Genomic DNA, 13475 nt, shown 5'->3' with positions numbered 1-13475 from the left:
ACTCCGAGGACGGGAAAGCCGTGTGCATGGGGAAGGGCGACAGCGCGATGGCAGCAGCACTGCTGTCGGGAAGGAACGTTGTTGAATAACGACGCGCCGCCGCATGAATGGCCGGAAGAGGTGGCCAGCGGCGGGTACTCGATCATCAGCTGAAGCTGCACCGATGGGCATGGGAAGAACCGGCACGCCGGTTCGATGATGTATTCAACTTGATCTATGACCGGGCCACGCTGTTGGTGGCCTGGGAGCGGGTGGCTGGCAATCGGGGTGCCAGGACAGCGGGCGTGGACGCGGTGACGCGTTACTACGTCGAGGAACGCCTCGGAGTGATCCCGTTTCTGGAGGACCTGCGGTCCTTGCTCAAGGATGGGACGTTCCGAGCGCTGCCGGTCAAGCAGGCGGTGATTCCCAAGGAGAACGACGCTGTCCGCTATCTGGGGATCCCGATGCTGCGCGATCGGGTGGTGCAGATGGCGCTCAAGCTGATCCTGGAGCCGATCTTCGAGGTCGATTTCTACCCAGCTTCGCATGGGTATCGGCCTGGACGTCGGGCTCAGGATGCCATCGCCGAGATTCGGCATTTCACCTGCAAGCCGGGCGCCTACGAGTGGGTCATCGAGGGCGACATCAAGGCTTGCTTCGACAACGTCGATCATCATGTCCTGATGGATCTGGTGGGCGAACTGCTCAAGGACCGCAAGGTTATGCGGCTGGTCAGCGCGTTCCTGTGCGCCGGGGTTGTCGAACTCCACGGTGGCCTTGCGGAGACTCTCACCGGGACTCCGCAGGGAGGGGTCATCTCCCCGCTGCTGGCCAACATCTATCCATCAGCCTCGACACCGCCGACCAGCTCGCCGCAGACCCCGCCAGGCTGTCGCCATCGCTCCTGGCCTACGTCGGCCAACCCGCCTACGGGGCCACCCGTAGCTTCCAGCGAAAAAGACAACGCCAAGGCCCATCGACCGGTGTGCGCGTCGCGTAACAGCACCGCGACGTCGCCACCGGCGCCAAGCCCTGCGAGTGGCGCGCCCCGGATCCCGAACTGGAGAAGAGGTACCACCCGTCATGAACGGGGACGTGCATCTGCTGGATCCGCTGGCCCCGACTTTACGTCGTGATCGAAGGCGTCTGATACGAGGTCGAACCGGCCGGAGCCGACAGTCCGGTCAGCGCGCTGTCCCGCGCCTGGTGCGCTGACTGTGGGGGCCGAATACATGTACCCCTTCCGGCGCGTCACGGTGCAGAACCGTGCAGGAGGACGTGCGGGGTTCGCTGGCTGTGTGAGATATCCCTCTCCCGTCGTCGTGGCGCTGGTGGTCTGGGGAGGTGACCATGTAGCGATGACCTCCTCGCCCCGCCCGCCGCACGTCGGTGGCCGACCGGATCCGATAGGCGGGACTACCGCGCTCGGTGGAGAGCCCGCTCCCGCCCGCGGGTACCTGCTGGACAACGCGCGCGCCGAGGCGGGCGAGCGGTTCGTTTGGCTGGCCGAGCTGTTCGACGGTGTGACGCTGGGGCACTTCGATCGACTGGGGGTCAGGGTTGGCTCGCGCTGTTGGGAGGTGGGGGCCGGTGGCCGCAGTATCCCGGAGGCGCTCGCGGCGGCCGTCGGTCCGACCGGGCACGTGCTGGCCACGGACATCGACCCGTCGTGGCTGAAGGCAGGCGGCGGGTACGAGGTGCGCCGGCACGACGTCGCCGCTGATCCGCCCCCGGAGCCGGGGACGTTCGATCTAGTGCACGCCCGGCTTGTGCTGGTCCATGTACCCGACCGGGCTCGGGCGTTGGCGACGATGGCGGCGGCGCTGCGGCCCGGCGGCTGGCTGCTGGTCGAGGACGCCGATACCGCTCTGCAGCCACTGGCATGCCTGGACGACAGCGGCCCGGCGCAGCGGCGGGCCAACCGGCTGCGCGACGCGGTCCGGGAGCTGCTGACGCGCCGCGGCGCGGACCTGCGCTACGGCCGGACACTGCCGCGGGCATTGCGTGAGGCCGGCTTGGTAGATGTCGCCGCGGCGGGCTCTTTCCCGGTCGGTGGGCTGGCCTGCGACCGGCTGGAGGCGGCGACCATCCGGCACGTGCGCGGCGAGCTGCTCGCGGCCGGCCTGGCCGACGACGTCGAGATCGACGCGCACTTGGCCGCTATCCACGCGGGCGAACTCGACCTGACACTCGCGCCGCTGATCTCGGCCTGGGGACGCCGTCCAGCCGAGCACCCGCCGGCACTGGGTTAGGTGCGGATCCAGGCGTATCCCGACCTGCCCACAACGCTGTTCGTCGAGGAGATTTTCGGGCCGCAGGAGTAGCCCTTACTGGGGCGGTCGTCATGCCGAGCATCGTCTCGGAAACGTCCCGCAACCCCGGTGCCGACACACCGGTCGGGTACGCCCGGTGTCGTTTTCAGGAGCTGGCTGCACGGATGTCAGAACTTCTCTGCACGTGATGCTGGGAGCAACCCCGGCGACCACGGCCGGTGGGAGCGCGCCGACGCCGCTGGACTGGAAGACCGCAGCCACCCGCGGCCGCGACGTACTGGCCGACCTTCGCGGCCCGTGGCCGCGTTCAGGTTCTGGCCTGCCAGCGCCTCATCGGCCGCCACTTGGCCTCGCCCCGGCATGGTTCGGCCGGGCCGCCTGTGCCATGCGAGCGGGAAACGGCCGGAGTAGGTGGGCCGCGGTCGGCTCGCATGGGGGGCGGAGAAGGGGCCAGGACGACCGCGAGGTGTTATCGCACCGTCGCGCTCGTCAGGAGTGCTTGGAACTCGGTGGGGTCGGGGGCTCCGGAGAGGACGGGTGTGCCGTTGATGACGAACGTGGGGACCTGGCGGACGCCGAGATGGGCCGCGCGTTCCTCGTCGGCCCGGACGTCGGCGGCGTAGGCGTCGGTGTCGAGAACGGCGCGGACCACCGCGGCGGGCAGACCGGCCTGTATGGCGAGGGTGTGGAGGACTTGAGGGTCGGCGACGTTGATGTTGTCTGTGAGGTGGGCGTGGAAGAGTCGTTCGACCACGACGTTGGCAAGGCGGTGGGCGGTGGCCAGGTGGATCAGACGGTGGGCGTCGAAGGAGCTGACCGGGCGGGCGGTGGCGGGGTTCAGCTCCAGACCCTCGGCCGCGCCCAGCCGCCGAATCCGCTGGAACATCTCTGTGAGGTCCAGTGCGCCGAGGTCGAAGCGTCGCGCCATCATCTCGGCAAGGGTGGCACCAGGAGTCGGCGGCTGGTCGGGACGTAGCTGGAAGCTGCGCCAGGTGATGCGGACCTCCTCAGGGTGCGCGAGGGCGCGGTCCAGGCGCTTCTTGCCGATGTAGCACCAGGGACACATCACGTCCGACCAGATCTCCAGGTCAATCACGAGTCTTGTCCTTGAGGAACAGGGCGAGGACCAAACCTGTGGCCATGACGCAGCCGACCACAATGAAGACGGTGTCCATCGCGCTGGCCATGCCGTCCAGCACGGGCCGGGCCAGGCGGGCGTCGAGATGGTCGAGGTAGGAGGTGTTGTTGAGGTCGACGTCGGACCAATCGTGCAGGCTGGCTACCAGATGCTGTGCGCTGGGATCTGCGGTCACCGCAGGGTCGTGCAGGGCTGATTGGAACGCCGGGGTGCTTTCTGCCTGGTGGAAGGCGGCAGTAATGCGGCCCTCGGCGAGAGCGAATAGGACCGACAGGTAGATCGCGGTTCCGGCGGTGCCGCCGAGTTGCCGGAAGAAAGTGTAGGAGGCGCTGGCGGCGCCCATGGTGCCTGTCGGGGCGGACGCCTGGATAGCGATCAGCATGACCTGGAAGCACAGGCCGATGCCCAGGCCCATGACGGTCGTGATCAGGCCGGTGAACCACAGAGATGTGCCGGGGGTCAGCTGCGCGAAACCGAACGCGCAGGCGGTCATGACGGCCAGGCCGAGGATCAGCAGGCCCCTGTAGCGTCCCGTACGGGTGAGGAAGGAGCCGCACAACCGGCCGGCCGCGACGATGCCCAAGGTCTGCGGCATCAGCATCAGGCCCGCCTCGGTCGGGGACAGGCCCTTGACGATCTGCAGGTAGAGCGGCAGGACCGACAGCCCGCCGAACACGCCCATGCCGACGACGACGTTGACCGCGTTGCTCATCGTGAACTGCGGGCTGGCGAACAGCCGCGGCGGCAGCAGCGCTGAGTCGCCCATCCGCCGTTCGACCAGGACGAACCCCAGCAGCCCCGCGACGCCCACCCCGATCAGGGCGAGCGTGCGCGGCGACGTCCAGCCCCAGCTGGAGCCGTGCTCGGCCACGATCAGCAGGGGCACCAGTCCCAGCAGCAGCGTCGCAGCGCCGCCGTAGTCGATGCGGTGATCGGTGCGAGTGTGCGGCAACCGGTAGAGCGTCACGACGAGCACCAGGGCGACGATGCCGATCGGGACGTTGACCAGGAACGCCCAGCGCCACCCCGTCACACCCAGGAAACCGTCCATGCCGGCGAACATGCCGCCGAGCACGGGACCGGCCACGCTGGAGATCCCGAACACCGCCCCGAACCAGGCTTGGTACCGGCTGCGCGCCTCCGGCGGCAGCATGTCGGCCAGGATCGCGAACGCCAGCGCCATCAGGCCACCGGCACCCAGTCCCTGTACGGCGCGGAACGCGGCCAGCTCGTACATCGACTGCGCCGCCGCGCACAAGATCGAGCCGAGCAGGAACAGCGAGATCGAGATCAGGTAGAGGGGCTTGCGGCCGTAGATGTCCGACAATCGCCCGTACAGGGGCGTGGACACCACGCCGGTGATCAGGTAGGCGGTGGTCGCCCACGCCTGCAGGGTCAGGCCGTTCAGCTGATCGGCGACGGTGCGCATTACCGCCGCCACGATCATCTGGTCCAGCGCGCCGAGCAGCAGGCCGAGCATCAGCGCCGCCATCACCGCGGTCACCGCGCCGCGGCCGAGCCGGGGCGCAGGGGTGGGCGGGGCCAGGGATTCAGTCATGGGGAGACCTCCGGCTCCATTAGTTAGGTTCCGTACATTATGGACCCATATACTAAAAGTCCACACCATTAGGGTCTTGACTGTTAGGATCCGAATGTGAACACTGAGCTCGAGAACGTGGAACTGGCGGTCGCCGCGATGTTCGCCGCGTTCCGGCGCAAGCGCGGCCGCGAGCAGGCCAGCGGCGACGCCCTGTCCGGAACGCAGTTGCGCGCCCTCGACGGCCTGGCTGAAGCGGGACATGCCACCGCCCGTCAGCTGGCCGACTATGCCGACGTCACCCCGGCGACCATGACCGGCATGCTGGACGTTCTCGAGACCAGGGGAGTGATCAGACGCGAGCGCAGCCTCACCGACCGGCGCGCGATGCAGATCGTACTGACCGATCGCGGGCACGAGCTCGTCGCCGAGGCGCGCGAACGGTGGCGGCAACGCTGGCAGGAAGCGATGTCGGACGTGCCCCCCGAGGATCTCCAGGCGGCGATCCGGGTCTTCGGCAAGGTCGCCGGCATCTTCGATCAGATGTAGCGAGATTGCGGCCGCAGCACGGCAGCGGCGGCCGATCGGACCGACCGGCACAGGAAGAAGGCGAGCAAAGAAGAGATGATTTTCAACGACGCCGAACGCGACTACCTCGACCGGCAGCCCATGGGACGGCTGGCTACCCTGGGCCCGGACGGCACACCGCACGTGCGCCCGCTGGGCTTCCGCCTGAACCCGGACGGGACCATCGATCTAGGTGGACCGTGGGTGGCACGCACGCAGCGCTGGCGCAACATCCAGGCCAACCCGCGAGTGAGCTTCGTCGTAGACGATATGACGCCCGACGGCCCCGAGGCGATCAAACCGGGTATGGGCCGGGGTGTGGAGATCCGCGGCCGGGCGGAAACCCTCGCCGTGGACAACCCACCCGGCCCGCCGGGAACGGTCGCGCCAGAGATCATCCGCATCCATCCCAAACGGATCCTCAGTTGGCACATCGACCCGGCCGAGCCCGACGGCCGCTCGGTCAACCTTCCCTGAGAGACCTGACTTGCGAGGCAGGCCAGCCTCCGTCGTCCGTTCTCCGCTCCTCTGTTTCACAGGCGACGACCCATGAAACACGATCTTCGGCCGGGCCCGTCCAGGGGGAACACCGTTTCATAGGTCGGTGCAAACAGATGGATGATTGAAACGCATCCATGAAACGATCAGGTGGTGTCCGATGACGACTACCTCCGCGTGGAGGCCCACGCCTGCCCGATGACCTCCTGGGCCGCCCCGGCCGGATCGCCCTGCCGGACCGGCAAGGGCAAGGTCGCCGTCCAGTACCACACCGCCCGCTTCCGGCTCGTGCCCGCGCTCGCCAAGGCGCTCAGCGTGGCCACCCCGGCCGGCCGCAAGCCGGGCACGCTGTGGATCGAGCTGCCCCGCCCGGCCACGGTCGGCGCCGAACCGGCCGGGCATGTGCGGATCGGGTACGCCCGCGCCTCTACTGTCCGCCAGTCCCTGGACACCCAGCTCGACTCGCTGAAGGCCGCAGGGGTCACCCGGGTCTTCGCCGAGAAGATCTCCACCCGGGCCACGGTCCGGCCCGAGCTCGACAAGGCCGTCGCCCTGGCCCACGACTTCCGCACGGCCGGGGTGGCGGTCACGCTCGTGGTGCACGAGCACAAGCGGCTCGGCCGCGGCCTCGATCTGGCCGCCCTGGCCGAGCAGCTGCGCGCCGCCAGCATCGGCCTGGAGTTCCTCACCGGCGAGCTGCAGGGCAGCCATGACCCGTCCGGCGTGGTGTTCACCGTGCTGGCTGCGCTGTCGGGGATGGAACGCGAGTACATCCGCGACCGCACCCTGGAAGGCCACGAATCCGCCCGTGCCCGCGGTAAGACCATCGGCGGCGCCGCCGTCACCGACGACGCGATGCTCTCCATGGCCCTGCACCTGCGCCGGCAGAACCTCAGCCTGCGCGACATCGCCGCTCGCCTCGTCATCACCAAGGGCAAGAAGAAGGGCCAGCACCCCTCCCCGGCCACCGTCCTGCGCATGCTGCGCGATCACGACGAGGCCTCCACCACATCCGCGGCCGTGGCCGGGTGATCACGGAGTCCAGCGATTCCTTATCCTCGTCTCGCCTACACGCCCGATGCCTCACTCGGGTGTCAGCCTTTCCGAACGATGGTCCCGGTGACCGGGTCCCCCACTTCGAGAACGTATTCAATCCACGGATTATCGATAGGTTGGATGTCCGCCGGAGGATAGGCAGGCCAGGACACAAAGAAGCGGCCTAGCATGATGACCCCATCCATTGGTCCGTCCGGAAGTTCGATACGTGCAGCCACGAGCGGGGACGCTGACAAACGTTCATCTACGGAGAAACGAACAACGGTGAGCCCGAGCGCTACCGGACTTACTGGCATGGGGTCGCGCCGTGAGGCGTCCCGCGCCGCTACGATGCTTTCTCGAATGTGATCCGCCAGGGCTCCTTCCGGGACTCCGGACCGTAGACACTGCGCCAGGTAAACATGCTTCAACAAGGCAAGGCGGAGTATGTTGGGATCGGGGCCTCGGCCTCTGACGACCACCTGCTTGCTCAGCAGCATGGCCCGGAAGTCGTCTTCGCTTCCTCCCCCCATAGTCACGAGGAAGCCTCCACCCCGCGCTGGCATGATCTGCATCTTGCCGACTCTTCGAGAGCCTCGCACGTTTTCAGAAGCTAATTCGACCTCGCTGGTCGCGCCGTAGAACCAGTCTTTCACTCCGCCTTCTACACGACCCCTGAAGGTTTGATTACAGCCACGGCAGGTCCGCGTCATGATGACCCCACCAATACTCTTGGGGGGCACATGCTCGTCCTTCTCTGGAGGCCCGCCGCAGATAGGACAGCTCTCGAAGAGGCGCCGCCCAATCTCGTCAAGCAACTCCGGTCGTCTCATGCGGGCGCCAGATCCTATGTCGATGCCTGCCTCAATGATGCGTCCATCGTCGAGACTGATGTCCAGCGAGCGAGGGGGGCGACGTTTCACGAAGGCTAGGTTATCTGCTGCGTCGTCGCTGGATTGCCTGGCGAAATTGCAAAGCGTGCGCCTCTTTCGTAGGCCTCAGGCGACGCGAAACTAAGGTCGGGCCGTTCCACCTGGTCATCGGTGCCCGTTCCGGTGGGCAGCAGGCTGCAGCGCCGGGCCGAGCGTGCCGCCGGGAATGATCGTCCCGTCCGCGGCCAGTTGCACCGCGGTGGCCGCCGCGTGCAGCATCGCTTCCTGGTAGGGGGCGCTCAGCCGCTCGTACGGCCGCCAGAAGGACAGCCCCGCCCGGAACGGCAGGCCGGCGGCGTCCCAGATCTGGTGCAGGACGGCGGCCGCGCCGGGACCGGCCCGGGAGTCGACCATGCTGACCTCGTCCAGCAGCGTCCGCAACAGGCGCAGCCACTCGCCGACGTGCACGTTCCGCCCGGGCAGGGTGACGCCCATAGTGGTGATGCCTTCGAAGGTGAGCCGGTCCAGCGCAGCGACGGCGGCCGGGGCCGGGCGTGGGGGCGTCGGCTCGCCGTAGCGGTGGGCCCGGCGAACATCGTGGAGGTTCTCCAGTCGGCAGCCGTGCTCTGCGCAACTGGTCATGAGGGGGAGCGCGGCCAGCAAAACGACGCCGCGCCCCGGGTCGGTCGAGCAGGTGGGGCAGATGCGCCGGGCCGTCCGCCACGGACGCCCGGTCACCGGAAGCCAGGGCCGCCAGCGGTTGACCACGTGGTATCCGGCCTTGCCCGGTGGCAGCAGCACCGACTCCTGCCGGACATAGGCGGCGAAGGCCTGCGGGCCGTCGAAGGAATTCAGGGTGTCGGCCAGCCACGGCACGCACCCGCCGACCGTCATCTGGCGCAGCCGGTCCACCTCGACGCCGGTCCGCGCGGCGAGCGCGTGCACGATGATCGCAGGCACCTGGTAGTCCAGGTCCGCGCCGCGGTCGAACTCGGCCGACGCCGCGCCCAGGTTGTACGTCAGCAGCTGCTCGACCGACAGCCGATACAGCGCGGCGAGACGACCGAGCCAGGAGGACAGAGCCTCACCAGGGGCGGGCTCGGGGTGAACGGGCCAGCGGCGCAGACTCTCCGGCCAGTCCGCGCGCGTCATATCAGCTCGCGTTCGAACTTGCGGCGCCGCTCGGTCGGGCCGGCGTAGGAGGCCAGCAGCAGGGTGCGCTGGGTGATGGCCTCCTCGCCGGACTCGATCGCCGCGACGGCGGCCTCAGTGAGCAGCGCGGCCAGTTCCCCGATGGTGCCCTCGCTGCGGGCCAGCAGGTACTCGGTCATCTCCGGGGTGGCCAGAAAGGAGGGACGGCGCAGCGGGAAGGCAGCAGCAAAGCTGGCCAGCAGGGTGCTCGCCTCCCGGCCGGGCTCCCAGCGCGGCACCACAAACGGGGCGAAGCGGTTCTCCAGCTGGTCATCGGAGCGGATCGCCAGGTAGGCGTCCCGGGTACCGACACCGACCAGCGGAATCTTCAGCTCGTTGCCCAGGAAGCGCAGCAGGTTGAGAAACTCGCGGCGCGCCCCGTCGCGCCCGGCCAGCACGTTGTGCAGCTCATCGATCACCAGCATCCGCACGCCGGCCTGCCGCAGCAGCCGAACCGCGAGCTGCTCCAGCTCGGCCAGCCGCTGACGGGGCCGCAGCGGCGCGCCGAGCGCGCTCAGCAGCGCGGTGTAGAAGCGGGCCACGTGCGGGTCGGAGGGCATCTGCACGACCAGCACCGGGATCTCCTCCGCCTCCGGGTGTGAGATCGGCGGATGCGAGCGCCGGAACTTCTCCACGATCATCGACTTGCCGTTGTTGGTCGGCCCGATCACCAGCAGGTTCGGCATCCGCTGCTTGGCCGGCCAGGCCAGCAGCGTGTGCAACTGCTCCAGCGCCTGCCTGGCGCGGGTGTAGCCGATCCACCAGTCCGCCCGGACCCGGGCCAGCCGCTCGGCGGCAGGCAGCCGGGCCACCGGCCGGGCGCTTTCATGCAGGTGCGACAGATCCTCCACCCGCCCTGGCTCCAGCTCGATCTCGAACTCCGGCACAATGTCCGGCTTGCCGTCCGGCTCGTGGCTCACCACTGCTCGATCACCTCGAACGGCCGCACCGGCTCCTCATCCGCGCGCCCCTCGACCGGCGGCGGAAACGGCGGCCCTGCTGCGTGCGGCGCGGGGGTCGCCGAGCGGCGCTCGACCTCACGCCGGGCCCGTCGGGTCTTGGCGGCCGCGTCCTCAGTGATCTGCCGCATCTGCTCCACCATGGCGAACAGGGCGTTCTCATCGACCTGAGCGCGGCCGTCCTGGCGCAGCCGGGCGATCGCGGCGCGCTGACCGAAGGTGAGCGAGACCTTACGGCGGGCCCCAGCCCATCCTGACAGATGATCTTCGTGTGTGTTTCGTGTACAGTTCGGCTGATCTCCGGCCGAGCCGCAGCGAGTTCGGCGACCCGCCCAGCGCGCGCGGCCATGCCAGCATGCGAGGAGAACTGTGGAGCTCAGCACGGACGACCTGGTCGCCCTCGCACACCGATGGAGCGAGCAGGACGTGGCTCGTGAGCGGATGGAGCGAATCGGCGCGCCAACATGGGCCATTCCTGACGCGCCAACCGATAGCTACTCGTCGGCAGTGGAACTGCTCGGCACCGCAAGGCGGGCGATTGGCGCGGCCCCCGAGGCGACGTGGGAAGCCACGACGCGCCTGGCCATGACGGTGGGTGAGTCGGCCCAAGGACGCAGCCAGTGACTACCTCGCCTGCGCCTACTGGAGGCCGCATACGGCGGCCAGCGCGCTCGCAGGCTCATCGACGCCGAGCTCGGCATGGTCAATGAGGTTCTTGACAAGGCCTCCTACAGCGCCAATGTCGCGCGCCGGCTGCACGGCTTGGCCGCCGAACTGGGCCGGGTGGCGGGTTTTGCCTGCTTCGATGCCGGACTGCATGCAGCCGCCCAGCGCTATTGGACCGCTGCCATATACGCCGCGCACGCCGCTGGTGATCGTGTCCAGGGCGCCAACATTTTCAAGTCCATGAGCTTGCAGTGCTACGACTTCGGACTCCTTCCTGAAGCGTTGCACCTGGCCCAACGGGCCCGCGCGGGCGCTGGTCATGCCACGCCGCGGACGAACGCGATGCTCGCGCTCCGGCAAGCACGCGCCTGCGCCGCGCTGCGGCAAGTCGCAGAGTGTGAACGCCTGATTGCCGCCGCCGACACTTACCTCGGGCACGGCACCACCGACGACGATCCCGCTTTCATCGCCTACTTCGACGAGGCCGAATTTCACGCCCAGACAGGCAGCTGTTACCTCGATCTGGGCCTGTACCAGCAGGCCGATGACCACCTGGTCACAGCGCTCAAGCAGTTCCCCACCACCAAAGTCCGCGACCGCGCCACCTACCTCACCAAACGCGCGCACGCGCAGCACCACATGGGTTATGAAGACGAGGCAGCCGCCGTCCTGACCGAGGTGGTCCCCCTCCTCCAGCAGGCCCCCTCCCAGCGCAACATCGAGCGGTTGTTGGCCGCCCGTGACCGCCTGTCTGCAGGCGGTCGCCGCCGGGACCTCGATGAGCAGCTGGCATCCTTGCTCGGATGAGCACGCACCCCACGCGCATCGCCGCCGTCACCGGCGCCAACCGGGGTCTGGGACGCGCGATCGCCGCCGGACTGGCCGAACGCGGCCTGCACGTGGCAATCTGCGCCCGAGACGAACGCGCCGCACAGGAGACCGCCGACGAACTGCGAAGCAAAGGTCTAGCCGCCTCTGCCCACCAGCTCCAGGTCACCGATCCCGCCAGCGTCGTACGCTGCTTCGCCGACATCACCAACCAGCTCGGCCGCCTCGACGTGCTGGTGAACAACGCCGGCATCGCCATCGACCGCGGCCAAGCAGCCGCCAACCCCGACTTCGAGAAAGTCCACGCCACCTTGGAGGCCAACCTGCTGGGCGCCTGGAGGTGCTGCGCCGCCGCCGTCCCGCAGATGCGCCGCAACGGCTATGGCCGCATCGTCAACATCACCAGCCACCTGGGCTCGATCAGCACGATGGCCGACACGAACGTCTCCTACCGCGTCTCCAAGGCGAGCCTCAACGCGCTGACCCGGATTCTGGCCGCCGAGCTGAACGGCACCGGGATTCTGGTCAACGCCGCTTCCCCGGGCCGCATGAACACCCGCATGGCTTACGGCCAGACAGACCGTACACCTGAGCAGGGTGCCGACACCCCCGTGTGGCTGGCCACCCTGCCCGACGACGGACCCACCGGCGGCCTGTTCTACGAACGCCGGCCCCTGGCCTGGTAGTCAAAGCAGTGGTGTGACCTAGGCTGAGCGCGACGCGAAGGTCCTCGCGATGCGCCAGCCCGGCCTCGCCTACCGGGTGGTCGCTGAGCAGGTCGGCACTCCGGACGGTTCGCACACCACGCAGGCGTGGCCGCCGTCGATCGAACCCGTGCCGTCCTGGCACAGGTTCGGTGAGGGCTGGGCGGTGAAGCCGACACGGCGAGCCTCGGATGTACACCGCTGCGTCGGCGGGCCCGGCAGTCTGCCGCTACCGGCTGGGTCCAGCCGAGCCATGCCCTCCCAGGGGAACTGTGGCGAAGGTTTCCCACTCGTACATCCGCCGGTCCCGGCCGAGAACGATCAGCTCCGCGTTGCGCATGCGGGCCACTGCGGGCGGCGCCTCTATGGCCGCGAGCGCCGTCGAGACAGGGCTGACTGATCCATCGGCGTTGCTGTAGGCGATGCTGACGTGGGCGGCGAAGCCTTCGGCGGGTTCGGGTACGTGCGGCCAGACGTCGCCGATCGCAGCGCGTATCGCGTCACGGACAGCTGCTGGGGGATCGTCGGGCACGGCTTCCCAGCGAATGGCCTCGGGAGTCACCCGGGGCCGGCCCAAGGTGATGTCGAAGGAAGCAATACCAGCCAGCCGTGTGGTGGCCGTCTTGATGATCGCGTGAACGTCCTCTTCGGGGACCTCGTCAACGAAGCCGAGGCCCTGCATGGTCAGGTGCAGCCACTGGTCCGGCACCAGATCCAAACCCGGAACGCCAGCCAGCCCTTCACGGTATTGCTGGGCCAGCCGATGCACCTCTGGCTGGTCATCGAAGGTGAAGTGCCAGGCGTAGAAGCGGCGTCCCTGCTTCCAGCCGGGACGCCACCACCAGTGATTGGCCATCTGCTCATCGTTCATGGTTGCCGATTTCATCAGATAGTCTCCTGGCCGCGCGAGAGGGCAAGGAGGCGGGGCGCCGACTTCAGGCTCCATGCCTCGATCTCGGCCTGCAGGTTCGAGGCCGGAGCGCTGTCACGCATCGGTGAGCGGGCCAGGGCGGCCGCCAGGTCGCCGACCCTGCGGATGACCGGGTCTAGGAGCTGTTTCTTAGATCTCCTGACGGTGAGCGCTGGTCTTGTCACTCTTGGCATATGGGTCGTGGTGATCTGACGAACGTCGAGTGGGCACGGCTGGTGCCGTTACTGCCGGCTGGCGGGATGCGTGGCGGTCGGTGGAACGACCACCGGATGGTGATCAACGGGGTGCTCTACC

16 protein-coding genes and 1 pseudogene are annotated in these 13475 nt (G+C 68.3%); 9 read left to right on the top strand and 8 right to left on the bottom strand.

Annotated elements, in window-relative coordinates:
• Positions 1 to 209 precede the first annotated feature (209 nt).
• Positions 210 to 1118 (top strand): reverse transcriptase domain-containing protein, encoded by a 909-nt coding sequence (locus ACWENQ_RS37470; RefSeq protein WP_452418471.1) that lies wholly within the window; start codon positions 210 to 212, stop codon positions 1116 to 1118.
• 222 nt (positions 1119 to 1340) lie between these two features.
• Positions 1341 to 2234 carry a methyltransferase domain-containing protein gene (locus ACWENQ_RS37465; RefSeq protein ID WP_452418470.1) on the top strand — a complete coding sequence of 298 codons (894 nt, stop codon included), beginning with the start codon at positions 1341 to 1343 and terminating at the stop codon, positions 2232 to 2234.
• Positions 2235 to 2724: 490 nt separating this feature from the next.
• Here the strand turns inward: ACWENQ_RS37465 and ACWENQ_RS37460 are convergent, their stop codons facing one another.
• Both ACWENQ_RS37460 and ACWENQ_RS37455 read right to left on the bottom strand, forming a co-directional pair.
• The gene (locus ACWENQ_RS37460) at positions 2725 to 3351 is read right to left on the bottom strand and encodes a DsbA family oxidoreductase (RefSeq protein WP_449930498.1); all 627 of its coding nucleotides are present in this window, start codon (positions 3349 to 3351) and stop codon (positions 2725 to 2727) included.
• Positions 3344 to 4951 carry an MDR family MFS transporter gene (locus tag ACWENQ_RS37455; RefSeq protein WP_449930500.1) on the bottom strand — a complete coding sequence of 536 codons (1608 nt, stop codon included), beginning with the start codon at positions 4949 to 4951 and terminating at the stop codon, positions 3344 to 3346. Before ACWENQ_RS37455 ends, ACWENQ_RS37460 begins: the two co-directional genes overlap by 8 nt.
• Before the next feature lie 117 nt (positions 4952 to 5068).
• Between ACWENQ_RS37455 and ACWENQ_RS37450 the strand changes: the two genes are divergently transcribed.
• The 3 genes from ACWENQ_RS37450 (at position 5069) to ACWENQ_RS37440 (ending at position 7027) form a co-directional block, all read left to right on the top strand.
• Positions 5069 to 5479, top strand: coding sequence for a MarR family winged helix-turn-helix transcriptional regulator (locus ACWENQ_RS37450; protein ID WP_449930502.1), 411 nt, complete (start codon positions 5069 to 5071; stop codon positions 5477 to 5479).
• A 75-nt stretch (positions 5480 to 5554) separates the two neighbouring features.
• A complete protein-coding gene (locus tag ACWENQ_RS37445; RefSeq protein ID WP_449930504.1) occupies positions 5555 to 5974 on the top strand; it encodes a PPOX class F420-dependent oxidoreductase in 420 nt (139 codons plus the stop codon).
• Positions 5975 to 6148: 174 nt separating this feature from the next.
• Entirely contained in the window at positions 6149 to 7027 is an 879-nt protein-coding gene (locus tag ACWENQ_RS37440) for a recombinase family protein (RefSeq protein WP_452418468.1), read from the top strand.
• A 62-nt stretch (positions 7028 to 7089) separates the two neighbouring features.
• Here ACWENQ_RS37440 and ACWENQ_RS37435 read toward each other — a convergent pair whose 3' ends face one another.
• The 4 genes from ACWENQ_RS37435 to ACWENQ_RS37420 form a co-directional block, all read right to left on the bottom strand.
• Positions 7090 to 7953: a hypothetical protein gene (locus ACWENQ_RS37435; protein WP_452418466.1), complete on the bottom strand. Its 864-nt coding sequence runs from the start codon at positions 7951 to 7953 to the stop codon at positions 7090 to 7092.
• A gap of 114 nt (positions 7954 to 8067) precedes the next feature.
• Entirely contained in the window at positions 8068 to 9054 is a 987-nt protein-coding gene (locus ACWENQ_RS37430; protein WP_449930508.1) for a TniQ family protein, read from the bottom strand.
• Positions 9051 to 10013 (bottom strand): TniB family NTP-binding protein, encoded by a 963-nt coding sequence (locus tag ACWENQ_RS37425; protein ID WP_449930510.1) that lies wholly within the window; start codon positions 10011 to 10013, stop codon positions 9051 to 9053. The genes ACWENQ_RS37430 and ACWENQ_RS37425 overlap by 4 nt, the downstream gene beginning before the upstream one ends.
• The gene (locus tag ACWENQ_RS37420) at positions 10010 to 10195 is read right to left on the bottom strand and encodes a hypothetical protein (protein ID WP_449930512.1); all 186 of its coding nucleotides are present in this window, start codon (positions 10193 to 10195) and stop codon (positions 10010 to 10012) included. The genes ACWENQ_RS37425 and ACWENQ_RS37420 overlap by 4 nt, the downstream gene beginning before the upstream one ends.
• A 226-nt stretch (positions 10196 to 10421) precedes the next feature.
• Here ACWENQ_RS37420 and ACWENQ_RS37415 point away from each other — a divergent pair, with 226 nt between their 5' ends.
• The 3 genes from ACWENQ_RS37415 (at position 10422) to ACWENQ_RS37405 (ending at position 12232) form a co-directional block, all read left to right on the top strand.
• The gene (locus tag ACWENQ_RS37415; RefSeq protein ID WP_449930514.1) at positions 10422 to 10676 is read left to right on the top strand and encodes a hypothetical protein; all 255 of its coding nucleotides are present in this window, start codon (positions 10422 to 10424) and stop codon (positions 10674 to 10676) included.
• A gap of 75 nt (positions 10677 to 10751) precedes the next feature.
• On the top strand, positions 10752 to 11525 hold the full coding sequence (locus tag ACWENQ_RS37410; protein WP_449930516.1) for a hypothetical protein: 774 nt from the start codon (positions 10752 to 10754) through the stop codon (positions 11523 to 11525).
• Positions 11522 to 12232 (top strand): SDR family oxidoreductase, encoded by a 711-nt coding sequence (locus ACWENQ_RS37405; protein ID WP_449930518.1) that lies wholly within the window; start codon positions 11522 to 11524, stop codon positions 12230 to 12232. Before ACWENQ_RS37410 ends, ACWENQ_RS37405 begins: the two co-directional genes overlap by 4 nt.
• Positions 12233 to 12479: 247 nt before the next feature.
• Here ACWENQ_RS37405 and ACWENQ_RS37400 read toward each other — a convergent pair whose 3' ends face one another.
• Both ACWENQ_RS37400 and ACWENQ_RS37395 read right to left on the bottom strand, forming a co-directional pair.
• Positions 12480 to 13136: a 2'-5' RNA ligase family protein gene (locus ACWENQ_RS37400; RefSeq protein ID WP_449930520.1), complete on the bottom strand. Its 657-nt coding sequence runs from the start codon at positions 13134 to 13136 to the stop codon at positions 12480 to 12482.
• Entirely contained in the window at positions 13136 to 13345 is a 210-nt protein-coding gene (locus tag ACWENQ_RS37395) for a hypothetical protein (protein ID WP_452418465.1), read from the bottom strand. Before ACWENQ_RS37395 ends, ACWENQ_RS37400 begins: the two co-directional genes overlap by 1 nt.
• Before the next feature lie 9 nt (positions 13346 to 13354).
• Here ACWENQ_RS37395 and ACWENQ_RS37390 point away from each other — a divergent pair.
• Positions 13355 to 13475, top strand: a pseudogene (locus tag ACWENQ_RS37390) (IS5/IS1182 family transposase); the annotation flags it as partial.

It is taken from the genome of Nonomuraea sp. NPDC004354 (assembly GCF_053602555.1).
The sequence above is the reverse complement of the archived record's forward strand: the minus strand, read 5'-3'. Positions and strand labels throughout refer to the sequence as shown.